This window comes from Paraherbaspirillum soli (genome assembly GCF_042654985.1).
Classification (GTDB): domain Bacteria; phylum Pseudomonadota; class Gammaproteobacteria; order Burkholderiales; family Burkholderiaceae_D; genus Paraherbaspirillum; species Paraherbaspirillum soli.
On the sequence record NZ_JBHSMT010000026.1, the window covers coordinates 143,230 to 158,389 of the forward strand.

The window sequence follows — 15,160 nt, forward strand, 5'->3', positions numbered from 1 at the left end:
TGACAGCACCTTTAAATCGTCTATAATGCTGTCTCTGTTGTTGATGCAGCAGAAGAAGTAAATGCGGGAGTAGCTCAGTTGGTAGAGCGCAACCTTGCCAAGGTTGAGGTCGAGAGTTCGAGACTCTTCTCCCGCTCCAGATTCAAAAGAGGAAGCTGGAAAAAGCTTCCTTTTTTTATTATGTGAAGTCGGTTTGGTCGCGGTATTAGCCAGTGCTAATGCAGGCAGCGTAGCTTTAATCTCACGTAAGTTAGTACCCTTGGCGGGGTAGCAAAGTGGTTATGCAGCGGCCTGCAAAGCCGTTTACGCCGGTTCGATCCCGACCCCCGCCTCCAAAACTCCATATGCGGGAGTAGCTCAGTTGGTAGAGCGCAACCTTGCCAAGGTTGAGGTCGAGAGTTCGAGACTCTTCTCCCGCTCCAAATTCCAAGAAGGGAAGATGACTGAAATTTCCCTTCTTATCCACCACAGAATCGTGGTGCGATATCTTCTCAAGATATGTTTTGTGGATTGTTCTGCGATACATAGCCGATACAAGAGTAGATTCACCTTTCGCCGGGGCCACTTTCCAGATAGGACTGGGTTTCGGGAATCTTCTCCTGTATCGGTAATAAAAAAGCCCGCTTTTGCGGGCTTTTTTGTTGGCCGACGATCAGCTTATAGACCCAGCGCTTTCGCCACACCCGCTCCATATGCCGGATCGGCTTTGGTGCAGTTGGCAATATGCCGCAGCTGTATTTCTTTCGCGGCGCCGCCGATGGCCCGTGCCGTATTGTCGAACAGGCGCTGCTGTTCATCCGCGCTCATCAACTGGAACAGAGCCCGCGGCTGCGAATAATAGTCATCGTCGACGCGGTGATTCCAGTGGTCCGCCATGCCTTCGATCGCTAGCGGCGGTTCGGCGAAGTCCGGCTGGTTCTGCCATTCGCCTTTGCTGTTCGGCTCGTAGCCGATGGTGCCGCCATGATTATTATCGATCCGCATCGCGCCATCGCGGTGCGAGGCATGGAATGGGCACTTCGGCGCATTGACCGGGATTTGATGATGGTTGACGCCCAGGCGATAGCGCTGTGCGTCGCCGTAAGAAAACAACCGTCCTTGCAGCATCTTGTCCGGCGAAAAGCTAATGCCTGGAACCACGTTGGCGGGATTGAACGCTGCTTGCTCAACCTCGGCAAAATAGTTCTCGGGATTGCGGTTCAATTCCAGCATGCCGACTTCGATCAGCGGGTAATCCTTGCGCGGCCAGACTTTGGTCAGATCGAAGGGATTGATGTGATAGGTGCCGGCTTCTTTCTCCGGCATGATTTGCACAAACAATTTCCAGCGCGGGAAGTCTTTGTTCTCGATGCTGTCGAACAGATCGCGTTGCGCGCTTTCGCGATCGCGGCCGACTAATTCCGTCGCTTCCGCATCGGTCATGTTTTCGATGCCTTGCATCGTCTTGAACGTGAACTTGACCCAATGGCGTTCGTTCTTGGCATTGATGAAACTGAAGGTGTGGCTGCCGAAGCCATGCATGTGGCGGTAGGTGCGCGGCAGGCCGCGATCGCCCATCACGATGGTGATCTGGTGCAGCGCTTCCGGCAGCAAAGTCCAGAAATCCCAATTATTGTCGGCGCTGCGCAAATTGGTTTTCGGATCGCGTTTGACGGCGCGGTTCAGATCCGGAAAATTCAGTGGGTCGCGCAAGAAAAATACCGGAGTGTTGTTGCCCACCAGGTCCCAGTTGCCTTCTTCGGTATAAAACTTGACCGCAAAGCCGCGAATGTCCCGTTCCGCATCGGCCGCGCCACGTTCGCCGGCGACTGTCGAAAAGCGCAAAAACAAATCGGTCTTTTTGCCGATTTCAGAAAAAATCTTGGCCTTCGTATATTGGGTGATGTCATGGGTGACGGTGAACGTGCCGTAGGCGCCGGAGCCCTTGGCATGCATGCGGCGTTCCGGAATCACTTCGCGGTCAAAGTGTGCCAGCTTCTCCAGAAACCATACGTCTTGCAATAATGCAGGGCCGCGCGGTCCGGCAGTTTGTATATTCTGATTGTCGACCACCGGTGCGCCGGCTGCGGTTGTAAGCTTTTTCATGTGATGACCTTTCAAGTGCGGGAGGGGAATTTCTATTGGTTATTATGCACAATGCGAATGAATAGATAAAATTAATTTTATATTTAATTTTAATAGTTATTGTCTACCATTGTGAAAGCGCTCATACCTCCGGCAGCGGCGTCCGCTCATCGTCGCCGGGCACTGGATCGAAGCGTTGCTCGCGCCATTTGTCCTTTGCGGCGTCGATCTTAGCCTGATCGCTGGCAACGAAATTCCACCAAATCAAGCGCGGCCCATTGATAGGCGCACCGCCCAGCAGCATCAACTGGGACGCCTCGTTGGCTTTAATTTCAACCGCCGTCGCAGGCTTCAGCACTGCCAGCACACCCGCTTCCAGCACATCGCCATCAATCGTGATGCGGCCGCTGAGGACATACACTGCTTGCTCCGGGTATTCCGGCGCCAGCGTGAAATGGGCATCGGCCGCCATCTCGGCAGCCACATATAAGGTCGGCGAATGGACCGTGACAGGCGACTCCCGGCCGAATGCGCGGCCGGCGATCACGCGCAGCTGATAGCCGTCGCCGCTGACCAACGGCAGCGTTGCCGCCGCATGATGCGAAAAGGCCGGGGCGCATTCTTCGTCGGCCAGCGGCAGCGCAACCCAGGTCTGGATGCCGTGCAGACGCCAGCCGCTGGCGCGTTTGGCATCCGGTGTGCGTTCAGCATGGACAATGCCGCGGCCCGCGGTCATCCAGTTGACGTCGCCGGGAATGATCTGCTGGTCGTTGCCCAGACTGTCATGGTGGCGAATCGCGCCTTCGAACAGGTAGGTGACGGTGGCCAGGCCAATGTGTGGATGCGGACGAACGTTGATGCCTTCGCCAACGGCGAATTCGACCGGTCCCATATGATCAAAGAAAAGAAAGGGGCCAACGCTTTGATGGCGACCTGCCGGCAGTACGCGGCGCACCGTCAACTCGCCCAAATCGCGGGCGCGACCCGGAATACGATAAGCAATCGAGTCCTTCATATGATCTCCCGTTGGGTAAATAAGAATCAAAGCATAAGACCTGTTGGGCTATAAATCTTTCAACATAGGTCAACAGGCTATGGCCGGCGCGAATTTAGGAGGTAGGGGGGATTGTAGATATAGGCAGCCGCAGTCGCAATCGGATAAGAGTCCGTGCCAATAGCCGTAATCGCTAGCGGAAAAATACCCGATTCATGATCTGCGTCGCCGGATAGGTCACCAGCGACTGTATCGTTGCCGGCAAGTCGAGTGGCCGCATGATCATCTTGATGGCCATGTCGGCCGATAAATTGGTGCGCACCGTTTTATTCATCTTGGCGCTGATTTTTTGCCGGCGTGCCGGATCATTGGCGAGTTCCGGTGAGCGCATCTTGTGTACGTGACGCAGCGCGCATGCAGCGTCCTCGTTCCGCATTTCCATGATGCGGCGGCGCAAGGCGCCGAAGATGCGACGGCGGCCCAGTCCTTCCTGTTGCCGGAAACGACGGAAGTAGCGGAAGAAATGTTTGTAGTGATTGACTTCATCACGGGCGATGCGGGATGCCAGGTCGCGCAGCACCGGCTCATCGGTGCTACGTGCCAGCGCGTGATAGAGCGTGGCAGTGCCGGCCTCTACCACGCAGCGCGCCGCCATCTCGAGCGCCTTGCTGGGCTCCAGTAGCTCGACCTTGCAATACGTTGAGTATTCATCGAGAAAGCTGCGATACGCAGTTTCCCATTCAAATTCCGGCCACACATGGTTGACATACGCCCGTAGCGCTTGTCCGTGCTGCAATTCTTCGACTTCCCATTGATCGTGTAGCCAATTGGAAATCTCCGGTTCATCGCCGTAATAAGCGACCAGGTTTTGCGTGTACAGATCGGAGCCGCTTTCGACAAATGATGCGCAGGTCACCAAATAGAAAAGGTTTTCATCAGGCCTGACATGCGCAATATCAATCTGTGAAAAATCGAGATCCGAAATTTTCCAATGCGCATGCATTTCGCGGCCTTCTTTATTCATGATCAATCTCTCCATGCGTTGTGACTGACAGTGGTGAAAGAACGTTAGGTCGACGGACTGGCTACTATATGACGCGTACCTTGGCACATCGTTCACGGTACACGATTCCTTGGCGCTGTGCATAGGCCGCACTCGTGCTAGGATAAAAATCTTACTGGCAAGCGAGGCGAAAATGAGCGATCAAGATACAACAGGCGATAAGGTCGAATATCGTGGTTATGTCATTCTGGCAAAGCCGGTGCAAGGGCATGACGATCTTTGGCATGACGGCTATCAAATTCTAAAAGCGGGCGCCAGCGTGTCCAGCCGCACCAACACCGAAAGCGCTCATGCCAGCCGCAGCAGCGCCTACGACAGCAGTATCGAATTTGCCAAGATCGAGGTCGATAACCTGGTCGCGCTGACCGGGTGATTGGTTCCAATCCGCATTGGAATAACCGCAGCGGGGCACTCATGAACATTCATGCATTGACTGCAGTACGGAACAGGATGGCGGTTCATCGGGTCCCGGAACCGAGTCCGGCAGAAGGGCCGATACCGTTTCCCGGTCCGCCGCCGGTTCCGGAGCAGGAGCCGGTGCCGGATCATAATCCGTCGGCACCAGGACAAGCGGCAGGAAGTTGACGTTAGGGTGCCCGTTAGTGGTGCGCCCGCCCGAGCTTGTGTTCAAGCCGGCTTTGCACCCGTTCGAAACAAAGACTCAGGCACCAATAGATGAGCGCGGCTGCCAGATAGAGCGGCAATGGGCGGAAAGTCACGGCGATGATTTCCTTGGTGGCCAACATCAGTTCGGTCACCGTGATGACGGATACCAGCGAAGTGTCTTTGATCAGGCTGATCAGGGTATTGCTCATCGAAGGTATCGCAATCCGGATGGCCTGCGGAATCACGATGTAGCGTAGCGTTTGCCAGTAATTCAAGCCGAGGCTGTAACTGGCGCCCCACTGATCCTTGTCGACCCCCAGAATCGCACCGCGCAGGCTCTCCGATAGATAGGCGCCGGCGTTCAGGCTTAATGCCAGGATGCCGGCGGTCAGCGGCGAGAAGCTGATGCCGATGCTGGGGAGACCGTAATAAATGACGAAAATCTGCACCAGCAGCGGCGTGCCGCGCATCAGGCTGACATAGATGCTGGCCGGCCAGCGGACCGGGCGCTGCGGCAAGATGCGCGCCACCGCCAACGGAAAACCGAGCAGCAGTCCGCCCAGCATCGAGGCAATCGCAAAGAGCAAGGTATAGCCGACACCTTTGAGCAAGGTCGGTGCCGCCTGCTGTAGCAATTCCAGTATTTCCATATTCTCTCTGTCAAAAAAACATCCCCGCAGTGAGCGGGGATGGCGGGGTGGGCAATTGTACCGTGAGCGCTATGCAAAGCGGCCTTAACGCGCGGCCGGTGCCTTACTGACATCCATGCCAAACCACTTGAACGATACCTGCTTGAAGCTGCCGTCTTTCAAAATCTCGTCGAGTGCCTTATTCAGCGCTGCCTCAAATTTCGGATTGCCTTTCTGGAACGGGATGCCGATCTTGTCGACGTCGCCGAACGCAGCTCCGGCTTTCAGCGGCAGTGTGGAATTTTTCAACAGGTATCCTACCAGCAGACTGTCGTTCAGTGCAGCGTCGATGCGGCCGCTGGCCAGGTCAGCCAGATATTCCTGGGCGCCCGGATAAGTCTTGACGTCGATACCGGGAACCGCCTTGGCCTTTTGTTCGAAGTTGGTGCCTTGGCCAAGGCCGAGTTTGAAGCCTTTCAACGATTCCAGGCTGGTGAAATTGCGCTTCTCATCCTTTCTGACGATCAGCCGTGCGCTGGAGAGCGTGTACGGCTGTGAAAAATCGAAGACCTTTTTACGGTCTTCGGTAATGCCGACCTGATTCAGGATCACATCGTACTTGCCAGCGCTGAGTCCGGCCAGAATACCGCTCCATTCAGTGGTGGTGAATTCCGGCGTAACTCCCAGTTTGGCCGCAATCAGTTTGGCGACATCGACTTCAAATCCGGTCAGTTGGCTGGTTTTCGGATCTTTGAAATTGAACGGAGGATAGGTGCCTTCCATCGCCACTTTCAAGGTGCCGCGTGCTTTGACGGTATCCAGCAGATCCGCTGCGAAGGAGTGGATGGTGAGGCTGGAGATCAGCACGGCAGCTGCGATTTTGCTCAGTTTGGACAGGGTTATTGAGGCCATTTTTTTATCCTTCGGTGAGAGTTTTTAGAAGGGCGTTGCAGCGACTATGTTAAACGTTATGTCCGGCAAATGTGAAGTAACGGTTTTGTGGATTGATAGTCGTTTATCGCGCTTGTGACGCCAAGCAGCAGCGCAAGCATAGCAGTGAATCTACGCAGTTGGCGACGTGCCGCCGTTCTTGCGCGCCGCCAGTTCCAGCGTCAGCAATTCAAACTGGCGGTACAGTGCGGCCGCTTGCGGATCCCATTGCTGAACTGCTTGATATTGGCGCCTCACGGTGGCCATGTCGCCGCGCGCGATGGGACCGGTCAACGCGGCTGCCGGGCCGAGCTTGAAAGCATTGGCAGCGCTTTCAAGCAGCAGGGGTTCGATCAGTTTCAATGCGATCTCCGGAGGCAGGCCGGCTTCCACGTAAGCCTGGCTGGCGACATCGATCAGCGTGACCAGGTAATTGGAGGCAAACACCGCTGCCGCGTGATACAAAACTTTGCTGTCGCGTTTGATGTTGACCGCCTGTGCACCGATGGCATTAAAGGCCGGCGTCAGGACGGCAAGCGCGGCAGCATCGCCTTCGCTGCCGCACCAAGTGCCGGCGAAGTGCAGCGCCACCTGCTGCGGGTCGGCGAAGCTGCGGATCGGGTGGATGCTGGCTAGTGCGGCCCCTTGTAATCCGGCCGCTGCCAAGTCGTGCGACGACAATGCACCGCTGCAGTGAAACACGATGCTATCGCTGTTGAGTTTGCCGCTGGCGGCGAGCGCTTCGCAGCAGGCGGCAATCTGGTCGTCGCCGGCCGCAATCAGGTAAATGTCGGCGTTGCGCAGCTCGTCGTAACTGGCGGCCGCGGCACCGGCGCCGATGAAGTTGCAGGCTTGCTGCGCGCTGGCGACCGAGCGGTTCAGCACGTCCAGCAACTGAAAAGTCTGCTGCGCATGCCACAGTCTTCCCAGTGTTTTGCCGACCTTGCCGCAGCCGATGATGCTCAGGGTTTTAGGGCCATTGCCGGCGGCCCCGCCGTCATCAGCCAGGCCGGTGCCTAGTTGCCGAGCTGTTCCAGTGCTTCCTGCTGTTCCAGCCATTCCGCCTCCAGTTGCGTCAGTTCCTTCGCGTAAAACGCCTGATCGGTCAACAGCGTCGCCAATTCCTTTTTCTTGTCCTTGTCGTAGATTTCCGGTTCGGCCAGACGGTTATCGACCGCCGTTTTTTGCGCCGTGCGCTTGGCAATTTGCTCATCCAGGCGCTTGATGCGCGCTTCGATCGGCTTCTTCAGCGCTGTCAGTTTTTGCCGGGCTTCCGCTTCGAGACGCTTCTGTTCGCGGCGATCGGCGCCGTCGCCAGCGGTGCTCGGGGCCGGGGCTACCGCGCTGGCGATTTTTGCTTTGGCGCTGGGCTTCGGCAATGCGGCATCGCTTGCACTATTCTTGGCCGCCAGCTTGGTCTTGAACAGCCAATCCTTGTAGTCATCCAGATCGCCGTCGAACGGCTGCACCTTGCCGTCGGCGACGATGATGAATTGGTCGGTGGTGGCGCGCAGCAAATGACGATCATGCGATACCAGCACCAGCGTCCCTTCGAACTGCGCCAGCGCCATGGTCAGCGCTTCGCGGGTTTCCAAGTCCAGATGGTTGGTCGGTTCATCCAGCAGCAGCAGGTTGGGGCGCTGCCAGACAATCAGGGCCAGCGCCAGGCGTGCTTTTTCGCCGCCGGAAAACGGTGCGATCGAGCTGGTGACCATAGGCCCGTTGAAATTGAAGCTGCCCAGGAAATTGCGCAATTCCTGCTCGCGCACAGTCGGCGCGATTTTCCCCATATGCCACAGCGGCGATTCGTCGTGCCGCAGCATTTCGACTTGATGCTGGGCGAAGTAACCGATCGACAAACCTTTGCCGAACTGGGTGGTGCCGAACAGCGGATTCAATTCGTTGGCGATGGTTTTGATGAAGGTCGATTTGCCGGCGCCGTTGACGCCCAGTAGACCGATGCGCTGGCCGATTTGCAGCGAGAAATTGATGCCGGCGACAATCACCTTCTCGGTGACCTCGTGACTGGTCGCGCTCTCGGTGCGATAGCCGGCACTCACATCTTCCATCACCAGCAATGGATTTGGCGCGCTCAGCGGCACCCGGAATTCGAATGAAAACTCGGCCGCTGCGCGCAACGGCGCCAGCTCTTCCATCTTGGCCAGCGCCTTCATCCGGCTTTGCGCCTGACGGGCTTTGCTGGCCTGAGCCTTGAAGCGGTTGATGAACGATTCCAGATGGGCGCGCTGGCGCATTTGCTTTTCGAGCGTGCCGGCGGCCAGCTCCATTTGCGCGGCGCGCTGGCGTTCGAACGAAGAGTAATTGCCCGAATAGCGCTTCAGTTTGCGCTCATCGATATGCACGATGACGTTCACCACGCCATCCAGGAAATCGCGGTCATGCGAGATGATGATCAGGGTGCCGGGATAGCGCTTCAGCCAGTCCTCGAGCCAGATGATGGCGTCCAGATCCAGATGGTTGGTCGGCTCATCGAGCAGCAACAGGTCGGATGGGCACATCAGGGCTTGCGCCAGATTCAGGCGCATGCGCCAGCCGCCGGAAAAACTGGCTACCGGCTGCTGCATTTGCGCAAGCGAGAAACCGAGGCCGGTCAGCAATTGCTCCGCGCGCGAGCGCACCGTGTACGCATCGGCATCGGCCAGCGCGCTGTACAGCTCGCCGATCAGCGTGCCGTTGGCGGCGCTTTCAGGTTCGCTTTCAAGGAAGGCCAGTTCTTCTTCCAGGCGGCGCAGCGTGACGTCACCGTCGATCGCATATTCCAGCGCCGGCCGATCCAGCGCCGGGGTTTCTTGCGCAACATAAGCCATGCGCCACTTGGAAGGAAAGTCGATCTCGCCCAGGTCGGCGTGCAGTTCGCCGCGCAGCAAGCCGAACAGGCTGGATTTACCGGCACCGTTGGCGCCGATCAGGCCGATCTTGTCGCCCGGGTTGAGGGTGACGTCGACATTGTCGAGCAGGGGCTTGATGCCGCGGGCCAGTGAGACCTGTTGAAAACGTATCATTAATTATTGAGGCTATCGGTAAATTTATATTTATACATCTGCGTTGAATCGCATCGTATGGAGAAGGCGAAGCTATGCCGTTGCCACCTCTAAAAACCGTAGCGAGCGGCCCAAGGTCGGGACGACGAAGTTGCAACACCTGCAGCCGTACGGAGCGGGCGAGCATCGCAGTCCCGAGATTGGGTCGCGCAGTAGGTTTTTAGAGGTGGCTTCATGGCAATTGATCGGCGGTTAGCAGGAACACCATATCGTCGCCGGCACTGGTCGAGACCCAGGTCATTTCCAGGTCGGGGAAAGCGGCTTCGGCGAAGGCGCGTTCGTTGCCGATTTCGACGATCAATACGCCGTTCTTGGTCAGGCGCTGTTTGGCGCCGGCCACGATCTTGCGCACCAGGTCCATGCCGTCATCGCCGCCAGCCAAGGCAATCTGCGGTTCGCACAGATATTCCTTGGGCAGCTTGCTCATCGAGCCGCTATTGACGTAAGGCGGGTTGGTCACGATCAGGTCGTATTTTTTCTCCGGAACCTTGCTGTACAGATCCGATTCGATCAGCGTGATGCGGTCCTGCAAAGCGTAGTCGTCGACGTTGCGACGCGCCACCGCCAATGCATCGGCAGAGATGTCGGCGGTATCCACGTGCGCCTGCGGGAAGGCATCGGCCAGCATGATAGGCAGGCAGCCGGAACCGGTGCACAACTCGAGGATGTTGCTGACCGCAGCAGGATCCTGCACCCACGGCGAGAAGTGATCCGGGATCAGCTCGGCGATGAACGAGCGCGGCACGATCACGCGCTGATCGACGTAAAAGCGGTATTCGCCGAGCCAGGCTTCATTCGTAATATAGGCAGCCGGTATGCGGTCGGTGCTGCGCTGTTCAATCACATGCATGACGGCCTCGATTTCCTGCGGCAGCAAACGGGCGTCGAAGAACGGCTCAAGTTTGTCCAGCGGCAATTTGAGTGTGTGCAGGATCAGGTAGGCGGCTTCGTCCAGCGCGTTGCTGCTGCCGTGGCCAAAGAACAGTTCGGCGGTGTTGAAGCGGGTGACCGCATAGCGCAACAGGTCGCGAATGGTGGAGAAGGGATGTGATGTCATGGCGCGAATTATAGGGTACGGGGTGAATCGGGGGCTTATTTGGACTATTTTGCTTGCGGAATGCCACTGAACTTGAGTTAAACGGGGCCAGAGCTTTTTCGCCTGTCTGATCGCGAAAATGACTCTGACCCCGTTCAAGGAAGCGGCATTTTGACGCGCTTTACAACAGTAAATTTTCCATCGTGCGCCGATAAATGTTTTTCAACGGATCAATGTGGCGCAGCTCGATGTGTTCATCGATTTTGTGGATGCTGCCGTTGGGCGGGCCGAACTCGATCACTTGCGGGCAAATCTGCGCGATGAAGCGGCCGTCGGACGTGCCGCCGGTGGTCGACAGCTCGGTGTCGAGGCCGGTTTCCGCCTTGATCGCGTTCGCCAGGGCATTGCTGAGATCGCCGCGCGGCGTCAGGAACGGCAGGCCGCCGACCGTCCATGCCAGCGTGTATTCAAAGCCGTGGCTATCCAGGATCGCGTGCACTCTTTGCTGCAAGCCTTCGACCGTGCTGGCGGTTGAAAAGCGGAAATTGAAGTCGATCACCAGCTCTCCCGGGATCACATTGGAAGCGCCGGTGCCGCCGTGGATATTCGACATTTGCCAGGAGGTCGGCAGATAGTATTCGTTGCCTTCGTCCCATTTTTCCGCGACCAAGTCGGCCAATGCCGGCGCCGCCAGATGAATCGGGTTTTTGGCCAGATGCGGATAGGCGATATGACCCTGAATGCCTTTCACCGTCAGCTTGCCGGACATGGTGCCGCGACGGCCATTCTTGATCATGTCGCCCAGTTCGCCGCTGGAGGTCGGCTCGCCGACGATGCAGTAATCGAGTTGCTCGCCGCGCGCTTTCAATTGCCGGCAGACGACCACCGTGCCGTCGGTTGCCGGACCTTCTTCGTCGCTGGTGATCAGGAAGCCGATCGACCCTTTGTGTTGCGGATGGGCCTGGGTAAATTCTTCGACCGCAACTACCATCGCCGCGATCGAGGTCTTCATGTCGGCCGCACCGCGGCCATACAATTTGCCGTCGCGCCGGCTCGGCAGGAAAGGATCGGATTGCCACTGTTCACGCGGGCCGGTCGGGACCACGTCGGTGTGGCCGGCAAAAACCAGCAGCGGCTGCGCCGATCCCTTGCGCGCCCACAGATTGGTGACTTCGCCGGATTGGATGGTTTCGCAGTCGAAACCGAGCGGCGCCAGCAGTTCGATCAGGCGCGCCTGGCAGCCTTTGTCCTGCGGCGTGACAGATGACAGCGCAATCAGCTCTTCAGTGAGCGCGAGGGTTTTGCTCACGGCGTTTTTTTCGATCGTCATTGGTTGAAAATTTGTTGGTAGAGCTCATCCGAAAAGCCGACATAAGTGCGTTTGCCGGTGAACAATACCGGCCGCTTGATAATCGACGGCAGCTCGATCATCAACGGCGTGGCGCTGACGCCGTCGGTGATGCTGGTGCGGCGTTGTTCCGACAGGCCGCGCCAGGTGGTGCCTTTGCGATTGATCAGCACATCCCAGGCGACGTCCGCCAGCCAGGTGGTGATCAATTGTTGCGTGATGCCGTCTTTTTTGAAATTGTGAAAAGTGTAGGCGATTTCCTGATCGTCAAGCCAGGTGCGGGCTTTCTTGACCGTATCGCAGTTGGGGATGCCGTAAAGAGTAATTGTCATAGTTGAAAACCGCATGGAATGTGGCATTTTATCCGTTTTCCGCGGCGCCAACCACGTATAAGCAGCCGCTTGAGAGCGCATGCAGGCGTTGCCCAAAGAAACTTTGCGGAGCAGAAATTGCCGTGCCGTCCAGGCGCGATTTTCGTTCCTTTCGGTCGGTCCAATAATATCTATAATTAATTGATCAAGACCGCCGAATGCCGTGACAGCCGGTTTCCAATCCCTTCTCATATGGTCACGCTGCAACTATCCGAGTTTCTTCGCGCCAGCCTTGAGCGTTGGGCGCATGCCGGTTATCCGGTGGAAACTTGCGGCCTCCTGCTCGGCGAGCGCAACAGTGCATGCAGCACCATCAAGCGCGTGACGCAGGCCAAGAATCTGAGCCACGAGCGGACCCGCGATCGCTATCTGCTGGACCCGCAGGATTTCCTGGCTGCGGACAATGCGGCCCGTGCCAACGGCATGGAAGTCCTCGGCATCTGGCACACCCATCCGGACCATCCGGCACGGCCTTCGGAAATCGACCAGGCCGCGGCGTGGCCGGAATGGTCGTACCTGATTCTCGCCGTGACCCGCGACGGCGTGAAGGACATCCGCTCATGGCGTTTGAACGGGGACATGAAGTTCGACGAGGAGGTGATTCAATCATGAGCCAGGTGGCTATCCGCATCCCGACTCCCTTGCGTGCGTATACCCAGGGTGCCGACGAAGTGCTGGTTGAGGCGGCGACCGTGGGTGAAGCGCTGGCGACACTGGGCACGCGGCACGACGGCGTGCTGCCGCGGTTGCTCACGGCCGATGGCGAGCCGCGCCAATTCGTCAATTTCTACCTGGGCAGCCAGAACGTGCGGGCGCTCAACGGATTGCAGACGCCGGTGAGCGATGGCGACGTGCTGTCCATCATTCCTGCCGTCGCCGGAGGAAATAATCATGCTAGCCAAAGAACGCAGGTTGATTGAACTGAGAGCCGGGATTGAGGAAGTGACGCCGGCCCAGGCGCTGGCCTTGCAGGCCCAAGGTGCGGCATTGATCGATGTGCGCGAAGCGGATGAAATCGCGCTGGGCAGTCCGCCCGGCGCTTACCGCCTGGGGCGCGGCTACCTGGAACTGCGGATTGAAGATGCGGTGCCGGATTTCGCGCAGCCGCTGGTGACCATGTGCAACGGCGGCGTGCGTTCGCTGTTCGCGGCCGAGGATTTGCGACGGCTCGGCTACACCCAGCTGTATTCGATGCGCGGCGGCTTTGCGCGTTGGAAAAACGAGGGCCTGCCGTTCGAAATCCCGTCCAGCCTCGACCAGCGTGCACGCGCACGCTACGCGCGCCATCTGATGATGCCGGAAGTGGGCGAGGCCGGGCAGCTCAAGCTGATCAACAGCAAAGTGTTGTTGATCGGCGCCGGCGGACTGGGTTCTCCGGCGGCGCTTTACCTGGCCGCCGCCGGCGTCGGCACGCTCGGCATCGTCGATCATGACGTGGTCGACCGCAGCAATTTGCAGCGCCAGATCCTGCATGCGGAGGCGCGCATCGGCATGCCCAAAGTGGCGTCCGCGCGGCAGTCGCTGGAGGCGCTGAATCCCTCGGTAAAAGTGCAGACTTTCGAGACCCGGCTCGACAGCAGCAATGTCGAAGAGATTTTCAAAGGCTTCGATCTGATCGTCGATGGCTCGGACAATTTTCCTACCCGCTACCTGGTCAACGATGCCTGCGTCAAGCTTGGATTGCCCAACGTACACGGCTCGGTATTCCGCTTCGAAGGCCAGGTCACGGTGTTCTGGCCGAAGCATCCGGGACGGCGCGGCCCATGCTACCGCTGCCTCTATCCGGAACCGCCGCCGCCTGACCTGGCGCCGTCCTGTGCCGATGCCGGGGTGCTGGGCGTGCTGCCCGGCGTGATCGGCATATTGGAAGCGGTGGAAGCCATCAAGCTGCTGCTCGGAATCGGCGATCCGCTGGTGGGACGCCTGCTCGCATACGACGCACTGAGAGCCAGCTTTACCGAGTTTGAGCTGCAACGCGATCCGGCTTGCCGCTATTGCGGCGATGCGGCCAAAGCCATCGAATACGTCGATTACGAACAATTCTGCGCCGGGGTCGCCGCATGACGGCGGCAGCGCCTGCGGCACATGACGCGCACGGACTGCTGGCCGGGATCGGCCATACCCCACTGGTGGAAATTGAACTGGTGCGCCAGGTGGCGCCCGCCACCCGCCTGTTCGCAAAACTGGAGAGCGTCAATCCCGGCGGCTCGATCAAGGACCGGCCGGTCGCACGCATGCTGTTGCAGGCGATCGCCGCCGGCCGTTTCGCCGGCGGCAAAAGGCTGCTCGATTCTTCTTCAGGCAATGCCGGGATTTCCTACGCGATGTTGGGTGCCGCGCTCGGCGTCCCGGTTACCATCGTGGTGCCGGGCAACGCCAGCCAGGAACGGCTGCAGCGCATCAAGGCCTATGGTGCGGAACTGATCATCACCGATCCGATAGAAGGCTACGATTGCGCCGTGCGCACCGCGCAACGGCTGGCGGTCCAGCAGCCAGCGCGCTATTGGCATTGCGACCAATACAGCAATGCCGACAACTGGAGTGCCCACTACCACCAGACAGCGGTCGAGATCCTGGCGCAATTGCATATCTGCACCGGCGCAGCGCCCGATGCGTTGGTCGCCGGCGTCGGCACCGGTGGCACGCTGACCGGCGTCGCACGCAGGCTGCGCGAAGTTCGTCCCGACCTGCATGTGGCGGCAGCGATTCCGGAAACCTTTCCGGGGATCGAGGGCTTGAAGCCGCTCGGCCATCCTGGCGACATCGTGCCCGCCTTGCTCGATCAGTCGCTGATCGACGAGCGCGTGGCGGTCAGCCTGGAAGAAGCCGTCGCGATGTGCCGGCGGCTGGCATTGTGCGGACTGTTTGTCGGCCCATCTTCAGGCGCATTTGTCCATGTGGCGTTGAAGCTTGCTGCCAGCGGAAAATATCGCAGCATCGTCACGCTGCTCAGCGATACCGGCGAGCGCTATGGTTCGACCGATATGTGGAATACGGATTCTGACTGGCGGCGAGACAAAATTTTGACTTGAATTGATGGAGCGGTCGCAGAATTGC

Annotated in this window: 15 protein-coding genes and 3 tRNA genes; 8 read left to right on the plus strand and 10 right to left on the minus strand. The window is 58.3% G+C overall.

All coding sequences use genetic code 11. The features are described 5' to 3' along the window. The first annotated feature begins 63 nt into the window (after positions 1 to 63). The 3 genes from ACFPM8_RS14535 to ACFPM8_RS14545 all read left to right on the plus strand — a co-directional run bounded on the left by ACFPM8_RS14535 (position 64) and on the right by ACFPM8_RS14545 (position 422). A tRNA-Gly gene (locus ACFPM8_RS14535) sits at positions 64 to 139 on the plus strand. A gap of 122 nt (positions 140 to 261) precedes the next feature. After that, positions 262 to 335 (plus strand) — tRNA-Cys (locus ACFPM8_RS14540). A gap of 11 nt (positions 336 to 346) precedes the next feature. Beyond that, positions 347 to 422: transfer RNA gene (locus tag ACFPM8_RS14545), tRNA-Gly, on the plus strand. 235 nt (positions 423 to 657) lie between these two features. Here the strand turns inward: ACFPM8_RS14545 and ACFPM8_RS14550 are convergent. The 3 genes from ACFPM8_RS14550 to ACFPM8_RS14560 all read right to left on the minus strand — a co-directional run bounded on the left by ACFPM8_RS14550 (position 658) and on the right by ACFPM8_RS14560 (position 4,082). After that, a complete protein-coding gene (locus tag ACFPM8_RS14550; protein ID WP_378998275.1) occupies positions 658 to 2,085 on the minus strand; it encodes a catalase in 1,428 nt (475 codons plus the stop codon). A 121-nt stretch (positions 2,086 to 2,206) separates the two neighbouring features. After that, complete coding sequence (locus ACFPM8_RS14555; protein ID WP_378998276.1) at positions 2,207 to 3,079, minus strand: pirin family protein; 873 nt, start codon at positions 3,077 to 3,079, stop codon at positions 2,207 to 2,209. 172 nt (positions 3,080 to 3,251) lie between these two features. Then, a complete protein-coding gene (locus ACFPM8_RS14560) occupies positions 3,252 to 4,082 on the minus strand; it encodes a ferritin-like domain-containing protein (RefSeq protein WP_378998277.1) in 831 nt (276 codons plus the stop codon). A 172-nt stretch (positions 4,083 to 4,254) separates the two neighbouring features. On the opposite strand from ACFPM8_RS14560, the gene ACFPM8_RS14565 reads away from it, so the two are divergent. After that, the gene (locus ACFPM8_RS14565; protein ID WP_378998278.1) at positions 4,255 to 4,494 is read left to right on the plus strand and encodes a hypothetical protein; all 240 of its coding nucleotides are present in this window, start codon (positions 4,255 to 4,257) and stop codon (positions 4,492 to 4,494) included. A 226-nt stretch (positions 4,495 to 4,720) separates the two neighbouring features. Here the strand turns inward: ACFPM8_RS14565 and ACFPM8_RS14570 are convergent, their stop codons facing one another. The 7 genes from ACFPM8_RS14570 to ACFPM8_RS14600 form a co-directional block, all read right to left on the minus strand. Beyond that, a complete protein-coding gene (locus ACFPM8_RS14570; RefSeq protein WP_378998279.1) occupies positions 4,721 to 5,377 on the minus strand; it encodes an amino acid ABC transporter permease in 657 nt (218 codons plus the stop codon). Between the two features lie 84 nt (positions 5,378 to 5,461). Beyond that, positions 5,462 to 6,268 (minus strand): transporter substrate-binding domain-containing protein, encoded by an 807-nt coding sequence (locus ACFPM8_RS14575; RefSeq protein ID WP_378998280.1) that lies wholly within the window; start codon positions 6,266 to 6,268, stop codon positions 5,462 to 5,464. Between the two features lie 150 nt (positions 6,269 to 6,418). Further along, the gene (locus ACFPM8_RS14580; RefSeq protein WP_378998281.1) at positions 6,419 to 7,345 is read right to left on the minus strand and encodes a Rossmann-like and DUF2520 domain-containing protein; all 927 of its coding nucleotides are present in this window, start codon (positions 7,343 to 7,345) and stop codon (positions 6,419 to 6,421) included. Beyond that, on the minus strand, positions 7,303 to 9,309 hold the full coding sequence (locus ACFPM8_RS14585; protein WP_378998282.1) for an ATP-binding cassette domain-containing protein: 2,007 nt from the start codon (positions 9,307 to 9,309) through the stop codon (positions 7,303 to 7,305). The genes ACFPM8_RS14580 and ACFPM8_RS14585 overlap by 43 nt, the downstream gene beginning before the upstream one ends. 211 nt (positions 9,310 to 9,520) lie before the next feature. Then, on the minus strand, positions 9,521 to 10,405 hold the full coding sequence (gene prmB, locus ACFPM8_RS14590; RefSeq protein WP_378998283.1) for a 50S ribosomal protein L3 N(5)-glutamine methyltransferase: 885 nt from the start codon (positions 10,403 to 10,405) through the stop codon (positions 9,521 to 9,523). 160 nt (positions 10,406 to 10,565) lie between these two features. Beyond that, positions 10,566 to 11,693: a succinyl-diaminopimelate desuccinylase gene (dapE, locus tag ACFPM8_RS14595; protein WP_378998284.1), complete on the minus strand. Its 1,128-nt coding sequence runs from the start codon at positions 11,691 to 11,693 to the stop codon at positions 10,566 to 10,568. Between the two features lie 17 nt (positions 11,694 to 11,710). Beyond that, on the minus strand, positions 11,711 to 12,064 hold the full coding sequence (locus ACFPM8_RS14600) for an ArsC family reductase (protein WP_378998285.1): 354 nt from the start codon (positions 12,062 to 12,064) through the stop codon (positions 11,711 to 11,713). A gap of 180 nt (positions 12,065 to 12,244) precedes the next feature. Here ACFPM8_RS14600 and ACFPM8_RS14605 point away from each other — a divergent pair, with 180 nt between their 5' ends. The 4 genes from ACFPM8_RS14605 to ACFPM8_RS14620 are packed head-to-tail and all read left to right on the plus strand — an operon-like array spanning position 12,245 to position 15,135. Then, a complete protein-coding gene (locus ACFPM8_RS14605) occupies positions 12,245 to 12,715 on the plus strand; it encodes a M67 family metallopeptidase (RefSeq protein WP_378998286.1) in 471 nt (156 codons plus the stop codon). Continuing rightward, the gene (locus tag ACFPM8_RS14610; RefSeq protein ID WP_378998287.1) at positions 12,712 to 13,023 is read left to right on the plus strand and encodes a MoaD/ThiS family protein; all 312 of its coding nucleotides are present in this window, start codon (positions 12,712 to 12,714) and stop codon (positions 13,021 to 13,023) included. Before ACFPM8_RS14605 ends, ACFPM8_RS14610 begins: the two co-directional genes overlap by 4 nt. Beyond that, positions 12,995 to 14,167 (plus strand): molybdopterin-synthase adenylyltransferase MoeB, encoded by a 1,173-nt coding sequence (moeB, locus tag ACFPM8_RS14615; RefSeq protein ID WP_378998288.1) that lies wholly within the window; start codon positions 12,995 to 12,997, stop codon positions 14,165 to 14,167. The genes ACFPM8_RS14610 and moeB overlap by 29 nt, the downstream gene beginning before the upstream one ends. After that, positions 14,164 to 15,135 carry a PLP-dependent cysteine synthase family protein gene (locus ACFPM8_RS14620; protein WP_378998289.1) on the plus strand — a complete coding sequence of 324 codons (972 nt, stop codon included), beginning with the start codon at positions 14,164 to 14,166 and terminating at the stop codon, positions 15,133 to 15,135. Before moeB ends, ACFPM8_RS14620 begins: the two co-directional genes overlap by 4 nt. The last annotated feature ends 25 nt before the right edge of the window (positions 15,136 to 15,160 follow it).